Source organism: Pseudomonas sp. RL_5y_Pfl2_73 (assembly GCF_963970515.1).
Lineage (GTDB): Bacteria > Pseudomonadota > Gammaproteobacteria > Pseudomonadales > Pseudomonadaceae > Aquipseudomonas.
Genome location: NZ_CAXAPD010000013.1, coordinates 1 through 15,416, shown reverse-complemented (window position 1 = coordinate 15,416; position 15,416 = coordinate 1). Strand labels below are relative to the sequence as shown.

Here is a 15,416-nt window from a genome sequence, read left to right as displayed (position 1 = left end):
TTGAAGGATAAATAACATGGCTAGAATTGCTCATGTGTCATCCGTTCACTCTCGTTACGATGTGCGTATCTTTCAAAAGCAATGCAGAACTCTTGTCGAAGCAGGGCATGAGGTATATTTTCTTGTTGCGGACGGCAAAGGTGATGAGGTCAAGGAAGGCGTTACCTTTATCGATGTTGGGAAGTTGCAGGGTCGCCTAAATAGAATATTTAAGACGACCAAAATCATTCGCAAAAGAGCAGCGGGACTTAATGCTGATGTCTATCATTTGCATGATCCTGAGCTCATCCCCGCCGGGCTGAAATTGAAAGCGCTTGGAAAGAAGGTGATTTTCGACGCGCATGAGGATGTTCCCAAGCAGATATTGGGTAAACCTTATTTAAATAAGGTTTCAAGGGTCCTTATATCGAAAGTTTTCTCTGCTTACGAAACGTGGGCATGTCGAAAGCTTGATGCAGTTTTGGCGGCGACGCCCTACATACGCGATAAATTTTCGGCTATCGGTGTGCGTACGCTTGACATCAATAACTATCCTATTATAGGGGAGCTGTCTGGTGGCAAGGTGGACTGGTCAAATAAAAAAGCGCAAGTCGTTTATATTGGCGGGCTTGGGGAGATTCGCGGTATTCGGGAGATCGTCCAAGCGATAGGGTTAGCCTCGCCCTGTGTATCCCTTTCAATCGGCGGCGTTTTCACTGAATCTGCCTTTGAGTCGGTAGTTAAGACTGAGCCAGGATGGCGCAAGGTTATCCATCTCGGATGGCTGGATCGTCAAGGTGTTAAAGAGATCCTCGATAGTTCAGTGGCGGGCCTCGTGACACTTCATCCTACCCCGAACTATTTGGATGCATTGCCAGTAAAGATGTTCGAGTATATGGCTGTTGGATTACCAGTGATTGCCTCTAATTTTACGCTCTGGCGAAATATCATTCACTCCAGTAAGTGTGGCGTTTGTGTTGACCCATTAAACGCTCAGGAAATAGCCAAGACAATCGACTATCTGGTCGCGCACCCTGCGGAAGCGGAAGAGATGGGGCGGAATGGCCAGCGAGCTGTTCTTGAAAAATATAACTGGGGCGTCGAGGCGAAAAAGCTTTGCCTATTTTATTCCGATTTGTTAGAGGTTAAGCAGTAAATGAAGATTTTGACAATAATTGGAGCGCGCCCCCAATTTATCAAGGCAAGTGTCGTTTCTCATTTCATTTCCACGTTGCCGGGAGTTGAAGAAATCGTCGTTCATACGGGTCAACATTTTGACTTTAATATGTCTGATGTATTCTTCCGTGAGCTGGGTATGAGTGCGCCGGCCTATCATCTAGATGTTCATGGTGGTAGTCACGGTGATATGACTGGGCGGATGCTGATTGAAGTTGAAAAGGTATTGCTTCTCGAGCGCCCTGATATTGTACTTGTGTACGGCGACACCAACTCCACATTAGCGGGAGCGTTGGCTGCCGTGAAGTTGCATATTCCCGTCGCGCATGTGGAAGCCGGACTGCGGTCTTTCAATGTTGCGATGCCTGAGGAAGTGAACCGTATTCTAACCGATAGGGTTTCCCGTTGGATGTTTACCCCTACCGCAACGGCGGCAGAGCATCTAACAAAAGAAGGTGTAAGTAGAGCCAACATAATTCCAGTCGGAGACGTCATGTATGACGTCGCGAAGTTCCATGGCAGACGTGTTGACGCCAGCGGGCGCGTAATGTCTAAACTCGGCCTCAAAGAAGCTGGCTTTGTACTGGCGACAGTTCATCGGGCAGAAAATACCGATGATCCGGCTCGGCTTACCTCGATCGTCGAAGCATTCCGTGACCTGTCTACCGATTTGCCGATCGTGTGGCCAGTGCATCCACGTACCAGAGCAGTTTTGGAGAAACGTGGGCAATTGGATGATATACCTCAGAATCTGCACCTGATCGACCCCGTTGGTTATTTGGATATGGTTCAGCTCGAGAAGCATGCCGCACTCATTGCCACTGACTCCGGCGGAGTTCAGAAAGAGGCATTCTTCTATGGCGTTCCCTGCGTCACGTTACGGGATGAAACTGAGTGGATAGAATTGGTCGAAGCCGGATGGAATCGCTTGGTATCACCGAAGTCGTCGCAAGAAGTTGCAGCAGCTATTCGTGCAGCGGTGGGCACTAAGGGTCAAGCTGTCCAGCCTTACGGTGACGGCAATGCGGCAGAACTGATCGTACGACGCCTTGTAGAGGATCTTTCGGCATGAAGAATGTCTGGATTCTTAACCACTACGCGCAAGAGCCAGGTGGTGCAGGTGGCACGCGTCACTATCAACTGGCGAAGAACTTGCCTGCGCATGGTTGGAAGGCTTCGATTATTGCGGCCAGTGTAGAGCATCAGTCTGGCCGACAGCGTCTTGAAGTTTCTCAAGCCTCCAGACTTGATGAATATGCCGGCATTCCGTTTCTATGGCTAAAAACGTCTGAGTACAAGGGCAATGGTACCGCGCGGATGCGCAACATGCTCGAATACTCTTGGCAGGTTGTTAGGCCTGGCAGGCTTTCCGCACTGAACAAACCTGATGTCATCATTGGATCTAGCGTTCATCCCTTTGCGGCAGCCGCTGGAGCCATGCTTGCTTGGCGATATAAAGTGCCTTTCGTATTCGAAGTGCGGGACCTATGGCCGGAAACGCTGATCGATATGGGGCGGTTAGAGCGCAAAAGTATAATTGCTCGTTCGCTTCGCGTATTGGAAAAGTGGCTCTACAAACGTGCCAAGCGGATTGTCGTATTGCTGCCTAAGGCGCATGAATACATCGTCCCTATGGGAATCGATCCAAAGAAGATTGTTTGGATTCCAAACGGGGTCGATCTTGAAGATTTTCCTCGCCTTGAGGAAAAGGCCGTTGGTGATGAGTTCACGCTGATGTACTTTGGGGCTCATGGCTCAGCCAATGGGCTCGATAATGTGTTGCGCGCGCAAAAAATCATCGAAGCCGATCCTGAAATGTCGCATGTTAAACTGCGAATTATTGGCAACGGGCCGTGCAAGATAGACTTGCTTAACCTGTCCAGTGAGTTGGGCCTTAGGCGTGTAAGTTTCGAAGACCCTGTTCCTAAACGGCAAATTCCGGCATTGGCCGCGCAAGCGGATGCCTTTGTTTTCAATCTAATCAATGCACCAGTGTTCAAGTATGGGATCAGCTCGAACAAATTGTTCGATTTCATGGCGGGCCAGCGTCCAGTTCTTTTTTGCTGCGATGCAGGTAATAACCCCATAGAAGATTCTGGTGCCGGATATACGGTTGAGCCAGGTAATCCCAAGGCGCTGGCTGAGGCGATTGTCAGAGTGTCTAGGCTTTCAAGCGCCGAGCGGGTAAAGATGGGGCGTGCGGGGCGCCACTACGTCGAAATCGAGCATGGTTTCGATAAGCTTGCCAGAAACCTGGCACAGTGCCTCGACGAAGCATGTGAGCCCACCAGATGAAGAGAGTAATTGACTTCCTCGGTGCCCTGGTGGGCTTGATCGTTCTGTCTCCGGTAATAGTTATCGTGGCAATCCTGATCAAGCGCCGGTTAGGGGGGCCAGTGTTATTCCGGCAGGTTCGCCCCGGGCGTGGTGGAAAGCCTTTTGAAATGGTCAAATTCCGTACCATGCGTGATGCATATAGTCGCGATGGTACACCATTGCCTGATGCGCAACGGATGACCCCGTTTGGCAGCTTCCTACGCTCCAGCAGCCTGGATGAATTGCCGGAGCTTTGGAACGTGCTTAAAGGCGAGATGAGTCTAGTAGGGCCTAGGCCGTTGTTGATGGAGTATCTACCGCTCTATAACACGCGCCAGTACCTGCGACACCAGGTCCGGCCAGGCGTTACGGGTTGGGCGCAAATCAATGGGCGTAATGCGCTGGGTTGGCCGGAGAGATTCGAACTAGATGTGTGGTATGTCGAAAATCGCTCCCTTTGGCTAGATTTGAAAATTATCGCTCTGACGATCAAGAAAGTCGTAAAAAAAGATGGTATCAGCGCTAACGGAGAAGCCACCATGTCCAAATTCACGGGCAACCAGGAATGAAGAAACTTGCGATACTTGGCGCAAGTGGTCATGGCAAAGTAGTCGCCGATACTGCGGAATGTTGTGGCTGGTCGGATATTGTTTTCTTTGATGATGCATGGCCTTCACGAACCACCAATGGTCCCTGGGAGGTGGTGGGCACAGGCAGCGAGTTGTTTGAGCGAATCGGTGAATTCGAGGGTGTTGTTGTCGCTATTGGCAATAACAATATTCGCCAACAGAAGCTGATCGCACTCATTCAGCGAGGAGCTGTTTTGGTGACGCTCATTCATCCTGCAGCTCATGTCAGCCGCCACGCCAGTGTGGCTGCGGGTACAGTGATTTTTGCCGGGGCTGTGGTGAATGCCGGCGCCAGCGTGGGTTTGGGCGGGATTTTAAACACCGGATGCAGTGTCGATCACGATTGTGTTCTGGCAGAAGCCGTTCATATCAGCCCAGGTGCTCGGCTTGCCGGCGGGGTCGAGGTGGGTGATCGCGCATGGGTAGGAATAGGCGCCTGCGTAAAGCAATTGGTGACACTCGGCGCTGATGTATTGATTGGCGCGGGGGCGGCAGTCGTGGCTGATGTTGTAGGAGGCTGCGTAGTGGTAGGCGTTCCTGCGCGGGTCTTATAGAATTCCATCCATTTAGTGATGTGGCGGTAGACCGCGTTTTGAAGCCGTTTGCATCCTTGCCAGTTTGACGAATCAGGAATAGTTCAATGCTGAATACCCCCTTTTCTCCGTGGCCATCTTTCTCTGAAGAGGAGGCAAATTGCGCTCGCGACATCATTCTGTCCAACAAGGTAAATTATTGGACTGGGCAGGAGTGCCGCCAATTTGAGCGAGAGTTTGCCGATTGGGCCGAGACTGATCATGCGGTCGCAGTGGCCAATGGTACGGTAGCGCTCGACTTGGCTCTGCAGGCGTTGGGAATTGGTGCTGGTGATGAAGTGATTGTGACTTCCCGAACCTTTTTGGCCTCTGTTTCCAGCATCGTTAATGCTGGCGCCATCCCTGTGTTCGCGGATGTAAATGCGGATTCGCAGAATATTGATGCGTCAACCATCAAGGCAGTCCTGTCTCCTCGTACCAAAGCCATCATCTGTGTTCACCTTGCCGGATGGCCTTGTGATATGGACCCGATCATGGCCCTGGCGACTGAACACGGGATCCGAGTAATTGAAGACTGTGCACAGGCGCATGGCGCCCGATACAAGGGCAAGGCGATCGGGTCGATAGGCCATATTGGTGCTTGGTCGTTCTGTCAGGACAAGATAATGACCACTGCCGGTGAAGGTGGCATGGTTACAACGAATGATCGTGAACTTTGGGCCCAGATGTGGTCGTTCAAGGATCATGGAAAGAGCTGGGAAGCCGTGTATGAGCGACAGCATGCCCCAGGATTCCGTTGGCTGCACGAGAGCTTCGGCACCAACTGGAGGATGCTGGAGGTACAAGGCGGGATTGGCAGGATTCAGCTGAAACGGATGCCCCAGTGGCACCAGTCGCGGCTGGCTAACGCTCGCCGTATCTGGGATTGCGCCAAGGCTTTGCCGGGGATGCGTGTTCCTGAGACTCCCAACGATATCGTGCATGCAGCGTATAAGTGTTACGTCTTCGTAGAATCGGATCAACTCGCAGAAGGGTGGGATCGAGACCGGATCCTTAACGAGATCGGCGCCTGCGGCGTGCCTTGCTTTTCGGGTTCATGTTCAGAGGTCTACCTGGAGAAGGCTTTCGACAATACTCCGTGGCGACCCGAGGAGAGCTTGCCAGTGGCAGCGCGACTCGGAGAAACAAGCCTGATGTTCTTGGTTCATCCAACGCTGACGGACGCCGAAATGGCCAAGACTTGCGAAGTACTGACAAGGGTTATGCACGACGCCACTGGGAAATGAAATCCTGGGTGATAACTAGCGCATGAAAACATGTGATACCACCCAAGTTCGACTTCTTTGGTCAGATTACACCGGCCAGGCAGGACGAATGCATGAAATGCAATTGGAAGGGGGCTGGTTTGGGGCGGAGTCAGGAGAGTAAGTGGATGCCGGATAGGCTTCGTACGGGAATGCTGCGGCTCCCACTCCAAGTAGTGACGGACGGGGTGCTGGTCTGGCTTGCCCTCTGGCTTGCGTTCATCGTACGTCTTGGTGTAGATGAAATCTATGGGCCATTGTCTACTCACTACTGGTTATTCTTGGCAGCCCCCATCATCGCTATACCCATTTTTATTCGTTTCGGCATGTACCGCGCTGTCATGCGCTATTTTGGAAATGATGCGCTTATTGCTATCTGTAAAGCGGTGTCACTGTCATCACTTATATTGGCATTGGTCGTCTATTGGCATAGCAATCATACTGCGTTTTTTCCTCGTTCAATTGTATTTAATTACTGGTGGTTAAGCCTGATGTTGATCGGCGGGCTACGTCTGATAGAGCGTCAGTACTTTCTGGGCGACTGGTTTGCAGCCAGTCTGCATGTACCGTTTACCAGTCGTGACCTTGCCAAAGGTCGCAATTTATGATGCTGGAGCGGCCGTTAGCTAAGGGTATAGAGAACAACTTTGACGCAAGCGTTGTGTGAGGATGGTTCGGGCGCTTGGCCATGACTTAGACTTCGCGCACAGGTATCATTCGCCAGGATATGTTGGATACGAACAGGCATGTATAACTAATGATTATTAAGCTGCCCCTTTTAAAGATTTCACAATATTTGTTTGCCTTGTTGTTTCCAGGTACCATTCTTTATTATGTTGCTGTTACAAGTCATATTATACCTCCTCTTGCGGGTGGGTACTTTGGTGTGATTTGCGTTTTGTCATTGCTCATACTGTTTCCGTTAAGCGTTTGGGACGTGCTGCGAAGGGGTAGAATGGAGCTCGTAGAGTTTTCATATACACTATTTTTATTTTTTTTCACCGCAATTGTCATCTGGAATGGGGTGTTTGGTGGTTCTAGTGTTATGACTTGGCATTTGGTTTCAGTTCTGCAAAGTTTGGCGGTGTTTACATTGTGTAAAAGAGTATTCTCGCATTCGGTAGAAGGCTCTCGCGTTATTTTTCTTTGTTGGTTGGCAGCTTCTATATGTATACTTACATTTACCCTGGATGGCCGATTCATACTCCGTGGAATGGCCGATGACGTTGGTCAGATCCCTAGCTATCAGACGTTTGCGCTTTGCTATTTCATTGCAACAGTATTTATTGTTAGGTCCGCAACAAGTCGACAGCTACGCATGGGTGTTCATATTGTTGCGTTAGCCTGTCTATACATCAACTCCGCCAGAAGTGAGTTTGCCGGATACGTTTTTTTTGCCTTGTTGTTGGAGTTTCTTTCTTGTAGGAAGAAGTTCACGCTGATCATTATTGGCGCAATGGTTATAGGTTTGTCTTCTATTATGCTGACTACTGGTGGTATTAGCATTCCAGAAAGCAGAGTCGCAACCTTGGTTAACTTGCAGGAAGATAATTCGAATAATGAGCGAGATAGAATGGCTCGCGAAGGCATGGAGAAAATATTTAATAGCCCTATAGTTGGCGCGTACGGCGAATACGAAGAGGGCGGATACATCCATAATGTAATGTCGGTATGGCAAGAAACAGGTATCGTTGGTGGGGTATTCTTCGCTCTGTTGGCTTTCCTTCCGTTCATTCAAGGGTGTGTGAATTATAGTTTTAGAGGCTCAACGCACCAATCAAATATTGCTATTTCATTGCTCGCAACATCAATACTGCTTTTGATTGTAGGGAAATATTTTACATATTTGATGCTTCCTGCGGCGTTGGCTATCTACGCATCCTCTAAACCTGTGAATCTCCATGATCAAGCGAGTCTAGACTCTGTACGAAAATAGCTCTCGTGATTACCGCAGAGAGCATGCCAGTTAAATCATCGAAAAGCTATGTCGCGATGGTATGCTACCTGCGGTCCTTGCGGCAGCTATTTTCGTTAAAGGCGAGATCCTAATAGAATGAATTTTCAGTTTCGCAAGTGCATCTATACCAAGTGCCAATGGCATAGAAGGGCTGATGAACAGGGCATGGGCGACCGATGAATCGTAGAGACTTTCTTATTTCTGCAGGAGTGGTCGCCGCTTTTTCGGCGATTCCTTTCATTCGTAGATTAAACCCACCAGCACCACTTACGATTCAGAACGCGTATAGCTTATGGTACAACCGACCTGCAGTAGCAGAGCTTACTGGCGGATTTTGTTTCGGCTATATTACCTCAGGTGGGGAGGTCTCTGTCGCAGAAATAACGGATGACCTATTGGTTCGTAGAGTCAATGTAATGGCCCGTTTCGAAGGCGCGAGTGATCATGGATCGCCTGCCTTGATCAGAATTCCGAGTGGACAATTTGAGGGGCATATACTAGCTTGCTTCAGTAATCACGCTTCTCCATTGTATTGTATGCGAACTAAGCGTCCTGAAGACATTGGTGAGTGGGAAGATATCCGTGTATTGGATACCGGACGATCAACTTATGCGTCTGTAGCGGGGCTACCCGATGGGCGAATAATCCTCATGCATACACTACAAGAGCGCATCGGGAATAGCAGCGCGGGTGAGTGGCGCAGGACGGTTGCAAGATCCAGTGATGATGGCGGAGAGACTTGGTCTACGCCTGTACAGATTGTAGGCTACGGGGCAGGAACCTTTCCATATTCGACCCCTTTGGTATCATCGTCTGATGGGCGCTGCGCGATGTCATATGCCATTTACAGGTCGGAACATAAGCGTCACGAAGGACTGTCGGTAGTCATTTCGGAAGATGCCTTCCTTTCGAAGATTGAGATTCCCATAAACCTGGGTGACGATCAAATTTACGACACCATCCCTTATGAAACGAGGTGGGTAGAAGATAACAATGTCGCAGTGTCATATAGTCAAATGAGCCAAGACGGCACGCGCGGAGTCGGCAAGATTGCTTTTGTCGACGTCGAGAATCGATCAGTTAAGTCAATCGTCACGCTGACCGAGGCAGTTGTCCACACGTACGCAGGCGGTGCCGCACTTGATGGGAGTGGCTCGTTCGCAATCAGCTCGCCTCCCGGTGGTGGCCTGATCATTCAGGACATTCGTAACGGGAATTCGCAAGCCATTATCGAGCGAGGAAGCTTCTCATCACCATGGATTTTCACTTTGCAAGGAAAACCCATGATTTCCGCGCTGAAAAATCCGTCCATAGAGACGACTCGGCGCTTCTCCTCAGAGCTTTTCGTTATGCCCCTGGCATAGCGTGGGGCATCGCTCGGGCGGTCTAGATCTAAGAAATCCTGCGAGCCTCAAGGGTTTCGCCCTCTACCTATCCTGCGCCTTGCCTACCTTCAGGAGCCCATCATCATGATGTGACCCAACACCAGCGTCGAAAGTGTTTGCTCGGCATTGTCCTGGGCTTGTTATTGCTACAGGCAGCTTGGGCGTGTCGATGCAACCGTTACTTTATTACGACGCCTGCTGCGAGGCGAAAAAGTCTACGAGGCTCATCATAGCCATGCTTAAGTTTGCTTCCCGTCAATATGGTCGGTATTTGGCAGTGACGTTAGCAGTGGTGGCGATTAATATGCTCTGGTTGTTGCCGCTGACGGCATGTGTCGTATTGTGGAATGTGGGTGGAATGTTGGCTTTAATCATTGCCTGCGTACCTTTGTACTGCTCGCCGTCAGATTTCATGCTGGCGAGCTTGAGAACGCCTAGTTTAAAGGTGAAAAATCGCGTTTTTGTTTATCGGTTGTCCAACGGTCGATGATGGAACCGCGTTTATCAGGAATGGATGGGGTTTAGGAGTTGACCGAGGTGCGTGAAGGGTTTATGAATAAATTAAAAACAGCGTTGCTGGGACTGCCGCGACGCCACAAGCGCGCGATCCAGGTGGCGATGGACGTCCTTCTCGTATGGCTCGCTTTGTGGCTGGCGTTTGTTGTTCGGCTGGGCGTCGACGCATTGGCTGCCCCGATCGAGACGCACCTTTGGCTTTTCTCATCCGCTCCGATAATTGCAATTCCGATCTTCATCCGCTTCGGGATGTATCGTGCCGTCATGCGTTATTTCGGTAACGACGCGCTGATTACCATCTGTAAGGCCGTCAGCCTTTCGGCCTTGTTACTGGCGCTTGTCGTGTACTGGTACAGCAATCACACCAACGTGGTCCCACGCTCCATCATCTTCAATTACTGGTGGCTCAGCCTGATCATGATTGGCGGGATGCGCCTGATGATGCGGCAATATTTCCTCGGTGACTGGTTCACCGCAGCCCAGCATGTACCCTTCACCAATCGTGACGACGGCTTACCCAAAGTCGCTATTTACGGTGCCGGTGCCGCCGGTAACCAGCTCGTCGCCGCCTTGCGTATGGGGCGGGTGATGCGTCCGGTCGCGTTCATCGATGATGATCGCAGCATCGCAGACCGGGTGATCGCCGGCCTGCAGGTCTACCAGCCTAAACATATTCAAAAGATGATCGATGCGACTGGTGCGCAAGAGATTTTGCTGGCGATCCCGTCTTCGTCACGGGGGCGTCGGCGTGAAATATTGACGTTGCTGGAAGGTTTCCCGCTGCATGTGCGCAGTGTTCCCGGCTTCATGGATCTGGCGAGTGGCCGGGTCAAGGTTGATGACATCCAGGAAGTGGATATTGCGGATCTTCTTGGGCGCGATCCTGTGCCTGCACAAGCAGATTTGCTTGAGCATTGCATCGCCGGACAGTCGGTTTTGGTGACGGGGGCGGGAGGTTCGATTGGTTCTGAGCTTTGTCGACAAATTCTCGCCCTCAAGCCCACTACGCTGCTGCTGTTCGAGCATAGTGAGTTCAATCTCTACAGTATTCTGTCTGAACTTGAGCCGCGAATTGCTCGGGAGTCGTTGTCTGTCCGCTTGCTGCCTATCCTGGGTTCGGTGCGCGATCAGCACAAGTTACTGGACGTGATGAAGACTTGGAATGTCGACACGGTCTATCACGCCGCCGCTTATAAGCATGTGCCCATGGTTGAGCACAATATTGCCGAAGGTGTCTTGAACAACGTAATCGGGACGTTGAACACCGCACAAGCCGCATTGCAGGCGGGCGTATCGAATTTTGTATTGATTTCCACCGACAAAGCCGTGCGCCCCACCAACGTGATGGGCAGCACCAAGCGCCTTGCAGAGCTGACCTTGCAGGCCCTGAGCCGTGAACTGGCGCCAGTGCTGTTTGGCGATACGGCCAATGTCTCACGCGTTAATAAAACCCGCTTCACCATGGTCCGGTTCGGAAATGTACTGGGCTCGTCAGGGTCGGTTATTCCGTTGTTCCATAAGCAGATCAAGTCCGGCGGGCCGTTAACCGTTACGCATCCCAAGATCACGCGTTATTTCATGACCATTCCTGAGGCCGCACAGTTGGTGATTCAGGCCGGCTCCATGGGCTTGGGGGGGGATGTGTTTGTACTGGACATGGGCGAACCGGTGAAGATTGTCGAGCTGGCGGAGAAGATGATTCACCTGTCTGGCTTGAGTGTTCGCTCGGAAAAGAACCCTCATGGCGACATTTCAGTCGAGTTCACGGGGCTGCGTCCTGGCGAGAAGCTTTACGAGGAGTTGCTGATTGGCGATAACGTTGTCGCGACCCCGCATCCGATGATCATGAGCGCCAACGAAGATCACCTACCATGGGATGTGCTCAAGGTCCGGCTGGCGGAGCTGCTGGCTGCCATCGAACACGATGACTACGCCAGAGTCCGTCAATTGCTGCGCGATACCGTCAGTGGCTACGCCCCGGACGGCGAGATCGTCGACTGGATCTACCAGCAACGTCGCCTGGAACCCTGATTGTTACACACCCTGTAACGTACACACTTTTGACAGCCCCCCATCATTGCCTAAGTTTGAGGAGCAGCTTCGGAAAAGCTGCTTCTCTCTTAACGATGTCATGGAGCGTCACTTATGCGTACAGGCTATTTCTACTCTCTGGTTTTTGCCCTTCTGACCAGCGCCTCTATAGCTGTTATCGCTGCGCCCGCGGTCAAGCCCGAGACGACGGCTGCGCCGCAGGCATTGGAACTTTCGGCTAAACCGCAAGGCGCCAAGGTGGATCTGAACGTGGCGGACGCCGCGATGCTGCAACGCGAGCTGGCGGGGATAGGCAAGGCCAAGGCTGAGGCGATTGTTGCGTATCGTGAGAGTAATGGAGCCTTCTCTTCGGTAGAGGAGTTGCTGGAGGTCAAGGGGATTGGCAAGGCGATTCTCGACAGGAATCGTGACAAGCTGGAAGTGAACTGAGGTGTGATGGTGAAAGAGGCCGGTCGAATATGACTGGCCTTTTTGCGTTTTGGTCCAATGCCACCTAAAACGATGATTCGGATGCGTCTTGGTGCAGGTTCGACCATCCCCTTTTGGAGCTTCGTTCCCGGCAATCACCTCAGATCAAGGACCCACCCCATGCACAAAAACTACCCAGCCGCCTACCAGGTCAGCAAAGGCTCAGCCCTGCAAGTGGACGCACCCTTCTACGACCGCATCCGCACCCAGCAGGACAAACGCACCCTGATCGAGCAGTTCGAGGTGCCCATCCGCACCGGTCGCGCTTGGCACGTACCTGCCGGTCATGTGTTCCGTGTCACCACTCCGGTGGGCCCGCAGGTGGGGGACTTCAACGTCTGGAACGCCCATGATCCGCGGGAGCGCTTGTGGGCGGCGCGTACTCGTCAGCTTCAGGGCGCCCATGTCAGCACCCATGATCGGTTGTGGTCGAACCTGCCATTCCTGCGGCCATTGGTGACCATTACCGATGACAGTCTGGCCGGTTATGGCATCGACGAGCATGGTGGACGGTTGCACGATCTGCTGGGTACGCGCTGTGATCCGTACGTGAACAGGATGCTGACCGGCGAGGATTTTCACCATCATTGCCACTCGAACCTGACCCGTGCGGTATTACCCCACGGCCTGACCGAGTTCGATGTGCATGACGTGCTGAATATTTTCCAGTGCACGGGGCTCAATCATGACGACATGTACTTCATGAAGGCCTGTCCGGCGCAGAAGGGCGATTACCTGGAGTTTTTTGCCGAGATCGATCTGTTGTGCGCCCTGTCCACCTGCCCGGGTGGTGACCTTTCGCTGGCGATGTGGGGGCCTGATGCACAGGATCCCCTTAGCGTCTGTCGTCCGCTGGGGGTTGAGATCTATCGGTTGGAGGATTCATTGCTGGAAGGCTGGAGCCAGCCTGAGCGGGCAGCGTACAAGGGGTTGCATGGCTTGCATATCGCCAAGGCGGATTGGGAAAGGTGATGCAGTAGGCGCTGGCTTTGTAGGAGCTGGCGAAGCCTGCGATCTTTTGATCTTCGCTCCAGACTCAATTTATAGGGGAAAGATCGCAGCCTCGTTGCACTCGACAGCTCCTACAGACCCAGCGGGAGCAAGCTCCCTTGCCACACAAGCAGATCAACGATCCTTGGCTTCCTTCGCATCCATTTCCGCATTGCGTTCGGCAACGCGCTTGCGTTGCTCATCGGTCAACTCGACCTTGTGGGCGGTGTCGCGCAGCATCATCAGGCCACCCACGATCGAGCCGATTGCTACGATCAGAATCAACCAGGCATACCAGGGCATAGGGTTCTCCTTGAGGGGGGGGGCGATGGACGGGCGAACGTTTCGCCGATCCATCGCACCTACCACTTATGAGCGAAGGTTGTTCGCAGTGGTTCCATACTACGCCCGTTCGGTTGGCTTCACCTCAAAGCCCGGTCAGCATCGCATCGGCGGGAGCGTCCGCGCGCAGTTGTGCGGTGAGGATGAAGTAGACGAAACCCACCGCCATGAAGCCGAGGAAGATCAGCCCGATCAGCGCGTTGAACCACGCCATCGCCACCAGGCACACCACTGCCAATACCAGGGCGATGCCGGGTACAAGCGGATAGCCCGGCGCGCGAAAGGTGCGCTCCAGGTTGGGTTCGGTTTTACGCAATTTGAACAGGCTGAGCATGCTCATGATGTACATGACGATCGCGCCGAACACGGCCATGGTGATCATGGCGGCGGTCAGGGTCATGCCGCCGAGGTTGATCAGGCCGTCGCTGTAGATCGCCGCGATGCCGATCAGTCCGCCGGCGATGATGGCCCGGTGCGGCGTCTGGAAGCGTGACAGTTTGGCCAGGGAGGCAGGCAGGTAGCCGGCGCGGGCCAGGGCGAAGAATTGCCGCGAGTAGCCGAGGATAATGCCGTGGAAACTCGCCACCAGGCCGAACAGGCCGATCCACACCAGCATGTGCAACCAGCCGGAGCTTTCGCCGACCACGGTTTTCATGGCTTGGGGCAGGGGATCGTTGATGTTCGACAGGGTGCGCCAGTCGCCGACACCGCCGGCCATGAACATGACGCCCATGGCCAGGAACACCAAAGTCAGGATGCCGCTGATGTAGGCCTTGGGAATCGTGCGTTTCGGGTCCTTGGCTTCTTCGGCGGCCATGGCCGCGCCTTCGATGGCCAGGAAGAACCAGATGGCGAAGGGAATCGCGGCAAACATGCCGGCAATGGCCGGTGCGCCAAACACATCGGAACCGGCCCAGCCGTTCAGGGCAAAATTGCTGAAACTGAACGCCGGGGCCACGACGCCCATGAACACCAGCAGTTCGGCCACCGCCAGGACGCAGACGATCAGCTCGAACGTCGCGGCCAGTTTCACCCCGAGGATGTTCAGGCCCATGAACACGATATAGGCCCCGACCGCCGCGTGTTTCGGGTCCAGGGCCGGGAATTGCACGTTCAGGTAGGCGCCGATGGCCAGGGCGATGGCCGGCGGGGCGAAGACGAATTCGATCAGCGTCGCCAGCCCGGCGATCAACCCGCCTTTTTCGCCGAAGGCTCGACGGCTGTAGGCAAACGGCCCGCCGGCGTGGGGAATGGCGGTGGTCAGCTCGGTGAAACTGAAGATGAAGCAGGTGTACATGGCCGCGACCATGAATGACGTCACCAAAAAGCCCAGCGTTCCGGCCACGCCCCAGCCGTAGCTCCAGCCGAAGTACTCGCCGGAGATCACCAGGCCGACGGCAATGCCCCATAAATGCAGGGCGCCCAGGGTGGGTTTGAGTTGTGTGTTCATCGGTGGCTCCCCTCGATCCATAGCAAAAGCGCTGGGGAGGGGCAGTGCAGTGGGCGTGCCAGTGTGGCGAGGGCGGTCGTAATGGGTGAAATCGTGTCGTATCGGGGATGTTCGCTGCCGGATGGCTGGGTTTTGTGCCCCAGTTGAGGGCGAGGTTGCCTGTTTTGGCGTCATCGCGAGCAGGCTCGCTCCCACAGGAGATCTTCTGCGAACACGGATTTTGTATTCACAACAGCGCCATTGTGGGAGCGAGTTGAGGGCGACGTTGCCTGTTCTGGCGTCATAGCGAGCAGGCTCGCTCCCACAGGAGATCTTCTGC

At 53.1% G+C, this 15,416-nt stretch carries 13 protein-coding genes and 2 pseudogenes; 13 read left to right on the top strand and 2 right to left on the bottom strand.

Annotation, left to right across the window (positions count from 1 at the left end; translation table 11 throughout):
* Positions 1–16: 16 nt before the first annotated feature.
* From AACY42_RS14405 to AACY42_RS14345, 13 genes and pseudogenes are all read left to right on the top strand, one after another.
* Positions 17–1,135: a glycosyltransferase family 4 protein gene (locus AACY42_RS14405; protein WP_339480207.1), complete on the top strand. Its 1,119-nt coding sequence runs from the start codon at positions 17–19 to the stop codon at positions 1,133–1,135.
* The gene (gene wecB, locus AACY42_RS14400) at positions 1,136–2,227 is read left to right on the top strand and encodes a non-hydrolyzing UDP-N-acetylglucosamine 2-epimerase (RefSeq protein ID WP_339480206.1); all 1,092 of its coding nucleotides are present in this window, start codon (positions 1,136–1,138) and stop codon (positions 2,225–2,227) included.
* On the top strand, positions 2,224–3,450 hold the full coding sequence (locus AACY42_RS14395) for a glycosyltransferase family 4 protein (protein ID WP_339480205.1): 1,227 nt from the start codon (positions 2,224–2,226) through the stop codon (positions 3,448–3,450). The genes wecB and AACY42_RS14395 overlap by 4 nt, the downstream gene beginning before the upstream one ends.
* Positions 3,447–4,040, top strand: coding sequence for a sugar transferase (locus AACY42_RS14390; protein WP_339480203.1), 594 nt, complete (start codon positions 3,447–3,449; stop codon positions 4,038–4,040). The genes AACY42_RS14395 and AACY42_RS14390 overlap by 4 nt, the downstream gene beginning before the upstream one ends.
* Positions 4,037–4,654, top strand: a complete 618-nt coding sequence (locus AACY42_RS14385) for an acetyltransferase (RefSeq protein WP_339480201.1) — start codon at positions 4,037–4,039, stop codon at positions 4,652–4,654. The genes AACY42_RS14390 and AACY42_RS14385 overlap by 4 nt, the downstream gene beginning before the upstream one ends.
* A gap of 86 nt (positions 4,655–4,740) precedes the next feature.
* A complete protein-coding gene (locus tag AACY42_RS14380) occupies positions 4,741–5,919 on the top strand; it encodes a DegT/DnrJ/EryC1/StrS family aminotransferase (RefSeq protein WP_339480199.1) in 1,179 nt (392 codons plus the stop codon).
* A 146-nt stretch (positions 5,920–6,065) separates the two neighbouring features.
* Positions 6,066–6,558: pseudogene (locus AACY42_RS14375) on the top strand (polysaccharide biosynthesis protein); the annotation flags it as partial.
* 136 nt (positions 6,559–6,694) lie between these two features.
* Positions 6,695–7,873, top strand: coding sequence for an O-antigen ligase domain-containing protein (locus tag AACY42_RS14370; RefSeq protein ID WP_339480198.1), 1,179 nt, complete (start codon positions 6,695–6,697; stop codon positions 7,871–7,873).
* A 197-nt stretch (positions 7,874–8,070) separates the two neighbouring features.
* Positions 8,071–9,258: a BNR-4 repeat-containing protein gene (locus tag AACY42_RS14365; protein WP_339480196.1), complete on the top strand. Its 1,188-nt coding sequence runs from the start codon at positions 8,071–8,073 to the stop codon at positions 9,256–9,258.
* 140 nt (positions 9,259–9,398) lie between these two features.
* A pseudogene (locus AACY42_RS14360) lies at positions 9,399–9,717 on the top strand (glycosyl transferase); the annotation flags it as partial.
* Positions 9,718–9,831: 114 nt separating this feature from the next.
* Positions 9,832–11,826 (top strand): polysaccharide biosynthesis protein, encoded by a 1,995-nt coding sequence (locus AACY42_RS14355; protein WP_339480195.1) that lies wholly within the window; start codon positions 9,832–9,834, stop codon positions 11,824–11,826.
* Between the two features lie 114 nt (positions 11,827–11,940).
* A complete protein-coding gene (locus AACY42_RS14350; RefSeq protein WP_339480193.1) occupies positions 11,941–12,276 on the top strand; it encodes a ComEA family DNA-binding protein in 336 nt (111 codons plus the stop codon).
* Between the two features lie 159 nt (positions 12,277–12,435).
* Complete coding sequence (locus AACY42_RS14345; protein ID WP_339480191.1) at positions 12,436–13,287, top strand: urea carboxylase-associated family protein; 852 nt, start codon at positions 12,436–12,438, stop codon at positions 13,285–13,287.
* Between the two features lie 153 nt (positions 13,288–13,440).
* Here the strand turns inward: AACY42_RS14345 and AACY42_RS14340 are convergent, their stop codons facing one another.
* The gene (locus AACY42_RS14340) at positions 13,441–13,608 is read right to left on the bottom strand and encodes a DUF2897 family protein (protein WP_014337248.1); all 168 of its coding nucleotides are present in this window, start codon (positions 13,606–13,608) and stop codon (positions 13,441–13,443) included.
* 124 nt (positions 13,609–13,732) lie between these two features.
* Complete coding sequence (gene eat / locus AACY42_RS14335; protein WP_339480189.1) at positions 13,733–15,097, bottom strand: ethanolamine permease; 1,365 nt, start codon at positions 15,095–15,097, stop codon at positions 13,733–13,735.
* Between the last annotated feature and the right edge of the window lie 319 nt (positions 15,098–15,416).